Source organism: Pseudomonas sp. HMSC065H01, from assembly GCF_001815235.1.
Lineage (GTDB): Bacteria > Pseudomonadota > Gammaproteobacteria > Pseudomonadales > Pseudomonadaceae > Pseudomonas > Pseudomonas aeruginosa.
On the sequence record NZ_KV819858.1, the window covers coordinates 95,253 to 106,210 of the forward strand.

A 10,958-nucleotide genomic window follows, 5' to 3' on the forward strand; every position below is an offset into this window, starting at 1 on the left:
GCCCGCCGCGCTCAGCGGACCGAGCGCAGCGGCGAGGAGAAACGCGGCAGCACGCGGGCCAGGACCTCGGCGACGTAGCCGAGGAACAGGGTGCCGAGGGAACTCTTGTAATGCTGCGGATCGGGACTGCCGATGGCGAGCACGCCGTGCAGGCCCTGGAAACTCAGGGAGACCACCGCTGCGGAGCCGATCTCGTCGCGGTCGCTCTCGCCGAAGAGAAACGCCAGTTCGTGCGGACGCAGCACGCCGCAGACGGTCTTGCCGCCGGAGAGCAGGCCGCCGATGGCCTGGTGCGCCTCCGCGCTGCTCACCGAGCGGCCCACCGAGACGCTACTGTCGCTGAACAGGATCAGGCTCACGTAGGGCACCTGGAACTCGTGGCGCAGGCTGTCTTCGACGGTACTGACCACGTCTTCCAGGCTGGTGGCGTCGAGCAGGTCGAGGACCAGGCGGCGGGTCTTGTCGAACAGGCGGTCGTTCTCGCGGGCCACGTCCATCAGTTGCGAGAGCCGGTGGCGCATCTCGATGTTGCGCTCGCGCAGCAGGCGTACCTGGCGCTCCACCAGCGACACTGCGTCGCCGGGCTGGTGTGGGATGCGCAACTCGGGGATCAGCTCGTCATGCTCGACGAAGAACTCCGGGTGCTGGCTCAGATAGGCGGCCACCTGCTCGGCGTCCAGCGCTGCTGTCGGTTCCTGGCTTTTCTCGGTCATAAGCGTCTCGGTTCTCGCGGGCGACGGCCCTTACAGGCGGACCTGGCCTTCATACACGCGGACGGCAGGCCCGGTCATCATAACGGGCTGGCCGGGACCTGCCCACTCGATGTGCAGGCGGCCGCCGGGGAGGTCGATCTGCACCGGCGATTGCAGCCAGCCCTGGCGAATCCCGGCAACCGCCGCGGCGCAGGCGCCGGTGCCGCAGGCTTGGGTCTCGCCGACGCCGCGCTCCCAGACGCGCAGGCGCGCATGGTGCGGATCGAGCACCTGGAGGAAGCCGATGTTGGCCTTCTTCGGGAAGCGCGGATGGACTTCCAGTTGCGGACCGAGGCTGTGTACCGGTGCGCTGTCGACGTTCTCGACGCGCAGCACGCCATGGGGATTGCCCATGGATACCGCGGCCAGTTCGACGCGCTGGCCATTCACCTCTATCTCATAGGACAAGGCTTCGCGCTCGGCCTGGAACGGTATCTCGGCCGGGGCCAGGCGCGGCGGACCCATGTCCACCGTGACCTGGCCGTCCGGGCGGATATTCAGCTCGATGATGCCGCCCTTGGTTTCTACGCGGATGCTCTTCTTCACCGTCAGGCGCTTGTCCTGAACGAAGCGGGCGAAGCAGCGAGCGCCGTTGCCGCACTGCTCGACCTCGGAGCCGTCGGCGTTGAAGATCCGGTAGCGGAAGTCGACGTCGGGGCTGCTCGGGGCTTCGACGATCAGCAACTGGTCGAAGCCGATTCCGGTGTTGCGGTCGCCCCAGAGCTTGACGTGCTTGGGCTGCACATGGGCGTGCTGGCTGACCAGGTCGAGGACCATGAAGTCGTTGCCCAGGCCATGCATCTTGGTGAAGCGCAAAAGCATGGTCTGGGCCTCACTGCGGCAGCAGGCTTTCGCCGGCGTAGAGCTCTTGGACGGTCTCGCGGCGACGGACCTCGTGGGTCTGCTCGCCATCCACCAGCACCTCGGCGGCGCGGCCGCGGGTGTTGTAGTTCGAGCTCATGACGAAGCCGTAGGCGCCGGCCGAGCGCACCGCCAGGAGGTCGCCTTCGGCGAGCGCCAGGTCGCGATCCTTGGCGAGGAAGTCACCGGTCTCGCAGATCGGCCCGACCAGGTCGTAGCGGCGCGGCGCGGCGTCGCGCGGGCGTACCGCCTGCACGTCCATCCAGGCCTGGTAGAGAGCCGGGCGGATCAGGTCGTTCATCGCCGCGTCGACGATGGCGAAATCCTTGTGCTCGGTGTGCTTGAGGTACTCGACACGGGTCAGCAGCACGCCGGCGTTGGCGACGATGGACCGGCCCGGCTCGAACACCAGGGTCAGGTCGCGGCCGTGCAGGCGCTCGCGGATGGCGCGGATGTAGTCGCCGGCCAGCGGCGGCTGTTCGTCGCGGTAGCGCACCCCGAGGCCACCACCGAGGTCCAGGTGGCGAATGCCGATGCCTTTGCCGGCCAGGCGGTCGACCAGCCCGAGCAGGCGCTCGAGGGCGTCGAGGAAGGGCTCCAGCTGGGTCAACTGCGAGCCGATGTGGCAGTCGACGCCGATCACCTCCAGGTGGTCAAGCTCGGCGGCGCGGGCGTAGACCGCCTCGGCCTCGTCGATGGCGATGCCGAACTTGTTCTCTTTCAGGCCGGTGGAGATATAGGGGTGGGTCTGGGCGTCGACGTCCGGGTTGACCCGCAGCGATACCGGCGCTTTCACGCCGAGTTCCGCAGCTACCCGTTGCAGGCGCTCCAGCTCTTCGCCGGACTCGACGTTGAAGCAGTGCACGCCGACTTCCAGGGCGCGGCGCATGTCGTCGCGGGTCTTGCCGACGCCGGAGAACACCACCTTGGCCGGATCGCCGCCGGCGGCCAGGACACGCTCCAGCTCACCGCGGGAAACGATGTCGAAACCGGCGCCGAGGCGCGCCAGCACATTCAGCACCCCGAGGTTGGAGTTGGCCTTGACCGCGAAGCAGACCAGATGCGGCATGCCGGCGAGGGCATCGGCATAGGCGCGGTACTGGGCCTCGATGTGTGCGCGGGAATAGACGTAGGTGGGCGTGCCGAAACGCTCGGCGATGCGGGAAAGCGCCACCCCTTCCGCGAACAGCTCACCGTCGCGGTAACTGAATGTGTCCATGGGCGCTCTCTCAGAAACCGTAGCGGTCTTTGCTGTGTTCTTTCTTGGCTTTTTCGTCGTCCGGCAGGTACAGCGGGCCTTTCTGGCCGCAGGCGGCGATGGAGCCGGCGAGGAGGGCGAGCGCGACGAAGGACAGGAACAGCCGCTTCATGACGGAATCCTTGTAGAAAACGTGAATTGTTCCGGAGTATACCGACCCCCCGGCGCCTTGCCTATGCGAGCCGGATCAGGTGTGCCGGGGCTTGCAGAGGAATGGCCTGCGGCAGAGGGGATGCCGGCGTTTTCCGCGAGCGTCGCGGCAAAACAGCGCGGACTACGGCAATACCAGCGTAGAATTGTCGGAATAGGGCAAGACGAAGGTAGTCGCCCGCCTTTTTTCCCGTTAGCGAATGCCGAGGCAATGCATGAGTACGATGAATGAAGCGCGTTTCCACGACCTGGTCGATGCGCTCCAGCAGCAGGTGGAAGACGCCTTCGATGACAGCGACCTGGATCTCGACCTGGAGAGCGCCGGCGGCGTGCTCACCGTACGCTTCGAGAACGGCTCGCAGCTGATCCTCAGCCGCCAGGCGCCGTTGCGCCAGCTGTGGGTGGCGGCGAAGTCGGGCGGCTTCCACTTCGATTACGACGAGGCCAGCGGTCTCTGGCGCCACGATGGCAGCCAGGAACCGCTGGGCGCGCTGCTCAACCGGGCGACCCTGGAGCAGGGGGGCGAGGATGTCGAGTTCCCCGGCCTCTGAGGCTTCGCCGCCGGCGGTGGCCTCGCCTTGCCGGCGCCTGTGCTGCCTCGACGATGCGGACGTTTGCGTCGGCTGCGGACGTTCCCTGGCGGAAATCCGCGAGTGGGGCAAGGCCGACGATTCCCGCCGCTTGCAGATCAGGTCACAGGCCGCTCGACGCCAGTCGCTGGCTGGCCGTCTCTCCTGATAGGGGGGATGTTGCTAATTCCTGCGACTGTGTTAGTGTCCGGGAAAACCCCGCCTTCGGGCGGGGTTTTTGCTTTTTTGCGATTCCTGCTTTTCATCGATCAACCGAACCGGACCAAGGAGCACGCCTGCGATCATGAGCACGCCGCCGATCACCATCACTCGTCTGGACCTGCAGCGCCTGGAGCGCCTGCTGGATGGCCTGGACGAATTCGGACCCGCCGCCGAGGCGCTGGAGGCCGAACTGTCGCGCGCCCAGGTGGTGGGGCATGACGAGATTCCGCCGGGCGTCGTGACCATGAACTCCACCGTGCGTTGCCGCGAGGAAAGCAGCGGCAAGGAGTACACCCTGACCCTGGTCTATCCCGAAGACGTGGCCGGCGAAGGCAAGGTCTCGATCCTCGCGCCGGTGGGCACCGCGCTGCTGGGCCTGACCATCGGCCAGACCATCGACTGGCCGGCGCCGAGCGGCAAGACGCTGAAGCTGACCCTGCTGGAAATCGAATACCAGCCGGAAGCCGCCGGCGACTACGCGCGCTGATCGGTTTTCGCCCGTCGCCTCCCGGCGACGGGCTTCGCGACCCTCAGTCGCCCCCACCGCCCCCGCAACCGCTGCCGCCGTCCCCACCGCTATCGCCGCCGCAGCCGTGGCGCGAATCCTGTCCGTCCGAACCGAAGGTACTGCCGCTATCGCTGGCGCAGCCGCTGCTGCAACCGATATGGCTGGCGCAATACACCGCTGCGCCGCCGTCTTGCCGCTGCGCGCAGTTCAGGGTGTAGCGGAAGCCGTCGGCGATCGCCAGTTCCGTGTCGAGAGCGAACAGCAGCGGTAGGCGCGTGGGGTTCTGGGGGTCGATGCCTTCGCGGCGACAAGCCAGCTTCCAGGCGCGCCGAATGCCTTCCTGGGCCTGTCGGGGGCTGCGCATCGCCTGCGCCGGCGTATGGTGGAGGAAGCGCCCGAGTCCCTTGCGGCAGACGTGCTGGTAGAGCCGGGTATGCAGGATCAACTCGTGCCAGGCGACATCCACCACCTGGGACGGCATCGCGACCATCCGCTTGCCGGCGGCGCGGCATAGCAGCAAGTATTCGCGCAGGCCGCCGAGCACTCGTTGGACCTGTTCCTCGCTGAGCTGCGGATAGCGCTCGCGGACCGCCTGGGCGACCCGCGGCGGCAGGCGGAATTGCTGGATGAAGCGGTAGCGCCGGCGATCCAGGCCGCGGCGGTAGAGATAGCCGCCCACGAATGCGGCGCCAGCGAGCAGGGTAATACCGAGGAGTGCCATCCGTACGTCCTTGTCGAGCCCCGCGCGGTGCGGCGCTGGGTCATTGTTCCAGCAGCGCCTGGTTCAGCGCCGTTTCCAGGACGCTTTTATAACGCAGATAGTGCAGCGTTTGCGGCTGTTCGTCGGCGAACAGCCGCGACAGGTCGAGGTCGGTCAGGTAGCAGGGGTAGGGTTCGCTTTCCGCGCGATGCGCCAGGATATGCCGGGCGACCGCCTTGAACAGGCCGGCGCCGTACTCCAGTTCGGAAAACTCCTGGTGGTCGCAGTACAGGGTGACCTGCACGCGCCTGCGTTCGCCGCGTTCGAGTAGCGCCTGTAGCTCGTACAACGCGGGTCCGGCCAGGGCCTCCGGCGCTTCGCGAGGCTCGACGTGCAATCTGCCGTCGTTGGAGAGCAACTCGTAGTAGCGGATATCCAGCGAGGCCGGCACCTGTTCCGCCAGCGACAGGGCGTTGCGCCGGTACAGCAGCGATTGCAGGAAGCGCTGCAGCGGTGCGAGCAGGCTGCGTTCGTCACGCAACGCCTGGCGCTGGCGCCAGAGCGCGTTGCGTTCGTCGAGCAGGCTGATCTCGGCGCTGTCGAAGTCGCGCCGGTAGAACACCTGGATGCAGTCCGGCCGCCCCATGGACAGGATCAGCCCGAGGTCCTCGCCTTCCAAGGCGTGGCGATCCAGCTTCAGGGCGCTGTAGCCATCGCGCTCGCGGCCCAGGTGCTGGAGCAGGCTCGGCAGGTCGGGCAGGCTCTCGTGGCTGACCGCCTCCGGCGACATTTCCAGCAGGTGGTACTGCTGGCGGATCTGCAGCAGGTAGCGGCTCGGCTGGCCGCCAAGCAGTTGCCCGTAGGTTTCGCGGAACAGCTCTTCGACCCGCACGGCGATGGCGGCGGCCCGGTTGCGACAGAAGCAGCGCACCATCAGTTCGGGTGGCTGCGGCGGGCTTCCGGGCTTTTCGCGGACGGCGTCGAGGAACTCGGCAAGGCACTCGGGCAGCGCCTGGGGGCCTGCGTAATGGCGCACCGTCAGTTCGTTCCAGCTGTTGAGGCTGAGCTGGTCGAGGGTCAGCACCAGGTTGTCGCGCACCCCGGCATAACCGAGCACGTCGGTACGCCCGGTAGCCATGTGCAGGTTCATCTGGCTGTGGTGGCGCAGCGGGTCGACACCGACGTTGACCAGCAGCAGGACGCTCTTGAGCCGACGCGGTTGCAGCAGGTCGGCGTCGTCCACGGTCGCCAGGGGGACCGGCAGGAACTGCCGCAGGCTGCCCAGGAGATTGTCCAGTTCGGCATCGCCGAGGTCGCTCTGGCCGGGATGCAGGGACAGCCGGGTGGCGCTGTCGATGACGCCGTTGCGATGGCACCAGGCGAGCAGCTCGACCAGCCTGAGGCTGCGTTTCAGCGGCGCGTAGTCAGGCCACTGGTGAGCGCCCAGGGCACCGGGGAAGATCGCCCACTGCGCCTGCTCGCGGTCGTCGTCGGCGGGCAGCTGGACCAGGGTCAGGACGTCTTCGCCGAGATCCGGGGCGATCCCCGGGTTGATGTTCTCCACCTTGCCTGCCTTGCGCTCGAAGGCGGCATACAGGCGGCGGCCGAGCAGGCCCAGGTCGCGGCTGTCGATGCCGCTGTCAGCGCCTTGCTGGCGGGCGATCTGGAACAGCAGGCGGTAGCTGTAGGTCAGTTCGTTGACCACCGTGCGACGCTCTTCCATCACCTGGCGCATCTTCCACTGGCTGCGGCTGTCGAGCAGGGCCAAGCGGCGAGGCTCCCATTGCCATTCCGCGACGAGCCGCTCCATCGACAGGTGCTGCCAGCCCTTCTGCGCCTGGCGCTGGCGACCGCCGAGCTTGCGCCCGACCTTGAGGTACAGGCAGCGCCGCACGAGTTCCAGGCGTTCCGGCGCCTGCTGTTCCCGCAGGTAGCGTTCGAGATGGCGATAGACCAGGACGTAGGGGTCCAGTTCGTCGAGATCGAGCTGGCCGGCGAATACCTGCTCCTTGAAGCGCAGGGCGACGCAGCGGACCCGCGGGTGCTCGCTGGCGTAGGCTTCGGTGAGCAGCAGCTTGAGCAGCGACTTGTAGGGCGAATCGATGGCCTTGGACAACTGCCAGAGGCCGGCGCCGATGAACTCCCGGGCGGGGATGTGCGCCAGGTGGCCGAGGTCGAGCACCTCTTCGGCGCGGATGAAGCGTTTGCCGAGCAGGGTCCGGCAGTATTCGTCGTAGCGCCGTTCATGGGCCGGCGGCACCAGCCACCATAGAGGGGTGCGTCCGCCGAGCCAGATCGCGCTACGGTAGAACTCGTCGAGCAGCAGGAAGTGCTGGGTATTGCCGTCGCCGCCGGACTCTTTCCAGTCTTTGCGTTCGTCCTGGCCGAAACGGGCGACGTCGATCAGGAAACAGTGCACCTCGCTGCCCTGGCTGCGCGCCCAGTCCTCGATCAACGCGCACTTGCGGCGCAGCTCCTGGCGCGCGCCGGGCTCCAGTTCTGGGGCATGGCAGACCCAGAGGTCGAGATCGCTCTGTTCCTCCTGGGCCAGGCTCCCCAGGCTGCCCATCAGGAACAGGCCGTGGATTGGCTGCTGTGCGGGTTCTTGCCTGCGTGGCTTGTAGACAAACGAGCGGGCCAGGCGCTGGGCTTCGGCGAGTACTTCGTCGTCCGCCTCGAAACCGCTCAGGCCCGCTGGCGTGCTGGCCGACAGGTAGCCCGGCAGCAGCGGATGGTTGATGTGGAACAGCAGCGGTAGCAGGCGCAGGACCCGCTCCTGGCGGCTGGACAACGCCTGCCGGGCGCGTTGCAGGCGACCGGCATTGACCGCCAGGAAGCGTTGGCGCAACTGGCCGAGGACCTTGCGGTCGATGCCATCGTCGAGATCGAGGCTGAGTGCGGGGTGTCGGTTCATGGGCGTCCGGGCACAGGCAAGGCCAGGCGCCGTGCCTGGCTCCGGTCATGCCATTGTATCGCCCGGAAGCGCGGCGGCTTGAGCGCCGCACCGCGAACCGGGGCAACCGTCGCGGCCTGTCGGGAGCAGGTCGCGATGGCCGCTTCCGTCAACCCTTGAGGATGGTCAGCAGGCCCTGTGCCTGCTCCGCGGCGTCCAGCCCCAGACTGGTCAGGTAGCCGCCGTCGGGCTGGTCGATCAGCCCCTTGTCGTGCAGGCGTCGGGCGGCGGCGACGGCCTTGCCGTCGGCGGTGTGATGGACCTTAAGTCCTTCCTGGGTGTTGTTCAGGTTGAAGAGCGCCAGCAGTTCCAGTTCGTCGATCAGCTCGGGAGTGAAGGCCATGTCGGCTCCTTGCGGTGTTGAGCACCGGTGAGTGTAGTTGGACTAGGGCGTAGCGTCGGCGGCCTGGCTCCAGCCGTCGAGGATCTTCTGGTACTCGCCGCTGGCGAGGATGCGCTGCATGCCGAGGTCGAAGCGTTCGAGCAGATGCTCGGCCTGCGGGTGGCGGCGCGAGAACGACAGGTACAGCTCCGGGCGGTGGACCGTGGCCACCGGCTGGAACTGGCCTTCCAGTTCGGGATGTTCGCTGAACAACTGGCGAGCCGTATTGCGGTAGGCCAGGGCGTAGTCGACGCGGCCGCGCTGGAGCATGAGGAAACCGTAGTAGTCCTTGCGCACCGGGATGCGCACCAGGTCGTGGCGGCGATCGAAGCCGTCGCCGTATTCATAACCGAGGGTCACCGCGACTTTCCGTCCGCTCAGCGCCTGCTCCGCATTCACCGGCCGCGCTTCGTCGCGTCGCGCCCAGAGCTGGATCTCCGCGCGGAACAACGGATGCCGGGGCAGACGGTAGTCGGCGAGGATGTGCGGGTTCGGCGAGGTGTTGAAGCAGCCGGCGATCAAGCCTTTCAGGGCCAGCTTCATGCAGCGGGAGTAGGGGTAGGGATTGAGCTGGACCGGCGTGTCCGCAGCCCTGAAGGCGGCCCGCACGATGTCCGCGCTCATGCCCTGGATGCGGCCGTCCTTGTAGGCGGTATAGGGATACCAGTCGTCTTCGGCGCCGAGCACCAGGGGTTCTGTCGGGACGGCCGCTGCCGGGCCGGAAAGGGCCAGCAGCAGGCAGATGGGCAGGAAGTGGAACCAGGATCGCATCCGGTATCGCTCCGCGAAAGCAGGTGGCACGGAGAGTGGGCGCCACCTTTCTACCAGAGCGGCAGGCGTTTGGCGAAACAAAACCGCATGGATACGAGGGGCATTCGCCGGCACCAGTCGGCCCGGCTCCGCTCATTCGTCGTCCGGCAACGTCGGCAGGGCACGCAGCGCATGCTCGTAGCCGGCGCTGTCGAAAGCGCGGTCGGCGGCGAGCATGGCGTTGATCTCGTGGGCCAGCACGTAGGCCATCATGCCCAGCGCCTCGTCGCGCTCGTAGCCGACCAGGGTCAGCTTGTTGAACACGGCGCGCGCCGCCGGCGGATTCTCGCTTTCGATCTGGTTCTCGATGGCCTGGATCAGTTTTTCCTCGGCGAAGCCGTCTTCCTGGTTGTCGTCCTGTTCGCTCATCGGGCGTTCCTCGTTCTGGCGCAAAGTACCGCTTGTGCGGCGGCGGGAAGTTGTCCACCCTGCTTGGCCAACGGATGGCCGCGAAGGTAGCGATACCCGACATGATCACCTATTACATCCTTTCCGGCGACCGCCTGGAGCGACGCCAGCACGACGATGCCCAGCGGGGGTTGCCGCCGGGCACCCTGTGGATCGACCTGCATCACCCGACCCCCGAAGAGGAGCGCCTGCTCGAATCCCACCTGCAGGTGAACATCCCGACCCGCGAGGAGATGGCCGAGATCGAGGATTCGTCGCGCTTCTACGAGGACGGCAACGTCCTCTACATGACCACTTCGGTGGTCGGCGGGATCACCGAGCACCGGCCGAGCACAGAGGAAGTGACCTTCGTCCTCAGCGAGAAATGGCTGATTACCGTGCGCTACGCCGACCTGCGTTCGTTCCGCGAGTTCGAGAACCGCTGCATCCGCCAGCTCGACGCCAACCGCAGCAGCACCCAGTTGTTCGCCCTGATGATGGACAGCCTGGTGGACCGCATCGCCGACGTGTTGGAGGCCGTACAGGGGCAACTGAGCAGCATGTCGCGGGAGATCTTCGCCGAGTCCACCGCCCAGACCCGCAAGCCGAAGACCGACCTGCAGCAGATCATCAAGCACCTCGGGCGCAGCAGCTCGCTGCTGTCCAAGCTCAACGACAGCCTGCTCAGCATCAATCGGATGAACAGCTATTTCCGCCAGGGTTGCAACGGCTGGCTTTCCGAGCCGGCCAAGGTGCTGGCGAAGACCGTGGAGCGCGATGTGCGCTCGCTGGACGAGTACCTGGCGAAGATGTCCACCGAGATCAACTTCCTCCTCGACGCGACCCTTGGCCTGATCAACATCGAGCAGAACAGCATCATCAAGGTGTTCTCCATCGCCGCCGTACTGTTCCTGCCGCCGACCCTGGTGGGCACCGTCTACGGCATGAACTTCAAGGACATGCCCGAGCTGGACTGGTCCATCGGCTATCCGATGGCGCTGGGGATGATGGTGGTATCGGCGATCCTTCCGTACCTCTGGTTCAAGTTCAAGAACTGGCTCTGAGGCACTCGGCAGGTGTGCAACTTTTTGCTGGATAACTTCGGGAAAAGCTGTGGATACCACGCTGGGGCCAAGGCCTGACGGGGTCTTCGATGAACTGAGCAAGTTCTTGCATAGCACTGTGCAACAACTTGCTCACTTTTTCGGGGTAAACCCAGGGGAAAGTGTTCGTGCGGGCCGGGAGATTCTTCAAGAATTTGATTTAAAAGGTAAATATTTTATTGGCACGAAGCTTGTTGGGTAGCTGCCGCACCAGGACATGTCGTCCCGGCTACCACTGACAAGGAATGCATCCATGGCAACCCCCGCCTATATGTCCATCACCGGCACCAAGCAGGGCCTGAT

14 protein-coding genes are annotated in these 10,958 nt (G+C 66.2%); 5 read left to right on the top strand and 9 right to left on the bottom strand.

The window, feature by feature from the left end; all coding sequences use genetic code 11:
• Window positions 1-11: 11 nt before the first annotated feature.
• From HMPREF3014_RS07640 to HMPREF3014_RS07655, 4 genes are read right to left on the bottom strand one after another with little or no spacing between them, the layout of a single operon-like run.
• Complete coding sequence (locus HMPREF3014_RS07640) at window positions 12-713, bottom strand: DUF484 family protein (RefSeq protein ID WP_003096433.1); 702 nt, start codon at window positions 711-713, stop codon at window positions 12-14.
• A 30-nt stretch (window positions 714-743) separates the two neighbouring features.
• Complete coding sequence (gene dapF / locus HMPREF3014_RS07645; RefSeq protein WP_003114344.1) at window positions 744-1,574, bottom strand: diaminopimelate epimerase; 831 nt, start codon at window positions 1,572-1,574, stop codon at window positions 744-746.
• 10 nt (window positions 1,575-1,584) lie between these two features.
• The gene (gene lysA / locus HMPREF3014_RS07650; RefSeq protein WP_003118055.1) at window positions 1,585-2,832 is read right to left on the bottom strand and encodes a diaminopimelate decarboxylase; all 1,248 of its coding nucleotides are present in this window, start codon (window positions 2,830-2,832) and stop codon (window positions 1,585-1,587) included.
• A gap of 10 nt (window positions 2,833-2,842) precedes the next feature.
• Window positions 2,843-2,983 carry an LPS translocon maturation chaperone LptM gene (locus tag HMPREF3014_RS07655; protein WP_003096430.1) on the bottom strand — a complete coding sequence of 47 codons (141 nt, stop codon included), beginning with the start codon at window positions 2,981-2,983 and terminating at the stop codon, window positions 2,843-2,845.
• 253 nt (window positions 2,984-3,236) lie between these two features.
• Here HMPREF3014_RS07655 and cyaY point away from each other — a divergent pair, with 253 nt between their 5' ends.
• The 3 genes from cyaY (at window position 3,237) to rnk (ending at window position 4,299) form a co-directional block, all read left to right on the top strand.
• Window positions 3,237-3,572 (top strand): iron donor protein CyaY, encoded by a 336-nt coding sequence (gene cyaY, locus HMPREF3014_RS07660; protein WP_023087911.1) that lies wholly within the window; start codon window positions 3,237-3,239, stop codon window positions 3,570-3,572.
• A complete protein-coding gene (locus HMPREF3014_RS33195) occupies window positions 3,550-3,759 on the top strand; it encodes a DUF1289 domain-containing protein (protein ID WP_003161172.1) in 210 nt (69 codons plus the stop codon). Before cyaY ends, HMPREF3014_RS33195 begins: the two co-directional genes overlap by 23 nt.
• 135 nt (window positions 3,760-3,894) lie before the next feature.
• Window positions 3,895-4,299, top strand: coding sequence for a nucleoside diphosphate kinase regulator (gene rnk / locus HMPREF3014_RS07665; RefSeq protein ID WP_003096424.1), 405 nt, complete (start codon window positions 3,895-3,897; stop codon window positions 4,297-4,299).
• A 43-nt stretch (window positions 4,300-4,342) separates the two neighbouring features.
• Here rnk and HMPREF3014_RS07670 read toward each other — a convergent pair whose 3' ends face one another.
• The 5 genes from HMPREF3014_RS07670 to HMPREF3014_RS07690 form a co-directional block, all read right to left on the bottom strand.
• Window positions 4,343-5,041 carry a glycine-rich domain-containing protein gene (locus HMPREF3014_RS07670; RefSeq protein ID WP_003096422.1) on the bottom strand — a complete coding sequence of 233 codons (699 nt, stop codon included), beginning with the start codon at window positions 5,039-5,041 and terminating at the stop codon, window positions 4,343-4,345.
• Between the two features lie 40 nt (window positions 5,042-5,081).
• Entirely contained in the window at window positions 5,082-7,934 is a 2,853-nt protein-coding gene (locus HMPREF3014_RS07675; RefSeq protein ID WP_023086745.1) for a class I adenylate cyclase, read from the bottom strand.
• A 148-nt stretch (window positions 7,935-8,082) separates the two neighbouring features.
• Window positions 8,083-8,316, bottom strand: a complete 234-nt coding sequence (locus HMPREF3014_RS07680) for a TIGR02647 family protein (protein ID WP_003096418.1) — start codon at window positions 8,314-8,316, stop codon at window positions 8,083-8,085.
• A 42-nt stretch (window positions 8,317-8,358) separates the two neighbouring features.
• A complete protein-coding gene (locus HMPREF3014_RS07685; RefSeq protein ID WP_003096415.1) occupies window positions 8,359-9,126 on the bottom strand; it encodes a substrate-binding periplasmic protein in 768 nt (255 codons plus the stop codon).
• A gap of 132 nt (window positions 9,127-9,258) precedes the next feature.
• Window positions 9,259-9,534 (bottom strand): hypothetical protein, encoded by a 276-nt coding sequence (locus HMPREF3014_RS07690; RefSeq protein ID WP_003114340.1) that lies wholly within the window; start codon window positions 9,532-9,534, stop codon window positions 9,259-9,261.
• A gap of 101 nt (window positions 9,535-9,635) precedes the next feature.
• Here HMPREF3014_RS07690 and HMPREF3014_RS07695 point away from each other — a divergent pair, with 101 nt between their 5' ends.
• Together HMPREF3014_RS07695 and HMPREF3014_RS34320 are read left to right on the top strand one after the other, a co-directional pair.
• Window positions 9,636-10,616, top strand: a complete 981-nt coding sequence (locus tag HMPREF3014_RS07695) for a magnesium transporter CorA family protein (RefSeq protein ID WP_003096411.1) — start codon at window positions 9,636-9,638, stop codon at window positions 10,614-10,616.
• Between the two features lie 49 nt (window positions 10,617-10,665).
• Window positions 10,666-10,857: a hypothetical protein gene (locus tag HMPREF3014_RS34320; protein WP_124014415.1), complete on the top strand. Its 192-nt coding sequence runs from the start codon at window positions 10,666-10,668 to the stop codon at window positions 10,855-10,857.
• The last annotated feature ends 101 nt before the right edge of the window (window positions 10,858-10,958 follow it).

Excerpts from the sequence above, each read along its gene's own strand:
- HMPREF3014_RS07640 (WP_003096433.1), bottom strand. The coding sequence starts at position 713 with ATGACCGAGAAAAGCCAGGAACCGACAGCAGCGCTGGACGCCGAGCAG.
- dapF (WP_003114344.1), bottom strand. The coding sequence starts at position 1,574 with ATGCTTTTGCGCTTCACCAAGATGCATGGCCTGGGCAACGACTTCATG.
- lysA (WP_003118055.1), bottom strand. The coding sequence starts at position 2,832 with ATGGACACATTCAGTTACCGCGACGGTGAGCTGTTCGCGGAAGGGGTG.
- HMPREF3014_RS07655 (WP_003096430.1), bottom strand. The coding sequence starts at position 2,983 with ATGAAGCGGCTGTTCCTGTCCTTCGTCGCGCTCGCCCTCCTCGCCGGC.
- cyaY (WP_023087911.1), top strand. The coding sequence starts at position 3,237 with ATGAGTACGATGAATGAAGCGCGTTTCCACGACCTGGTCGATGCGCTC.
- HMPREF3014_RS33195 (WP_003161172.1), top strand. The coding sequence starts at position 3,550 with ATGTCGAGTTCCCCGGCCTCTGAGGCTTCGCCGCCGGCGGTGGCCTCG.
- rnk (WP_003096424.1), top strand. The coding sequence starts at position 3,895 with ATGAGCACGCCGCCGATCACCATCACTCGTCTGGACCTGCAGCGCCTG.
- HMPREF3014_RS07670 (WP_003096422.1), bottom strand. The coding sequence starts at position 5,041 with ATGGCACTCCTCGGTATTACCCTGCTCGCTGGCGCCGCATTCGTGGGC.
- HMPREF3014_RS07675 (WP_023086745.1), bottom strand. The coding sequence starts at position 7,934 with ATGAACCGACACCCCGCACTCAGCCTCGATCTCGACGATGGCATCGAC.
- HMPREF3014_RS07680 (WP_003096418.1), bottom strand. The coding sequence starts at position 8,316 with ATGGCCTTCACTCCCGAGCTGATCGACGAACTGGAACTGCTGGCGCTC.
- HMPREF3014_RS07685 (WP_003096415.1), bottom strand. The coding sequence starts at position 9,126 with ATGCGATCCTGGTTCCACTTCCTGCCCATCTGCCTGCTGCTGGCCCTT.
- HMPREF3014_RS07690 (WP_003114340.1), bottom strand. The coding sequence starts at position 9,534 with ATGAGCGAACAGGACGACAACCAGGAAGACGGCTTCGCCGAGGAAAAA.
- HMPREF3014_RS07695 (WP_003096411.1), top strand. The coding sequence starts at position 9,636 with ATGATCACCTATTACATCCTTTCCGGCGACCGCCTGGAGCGACGCCAG.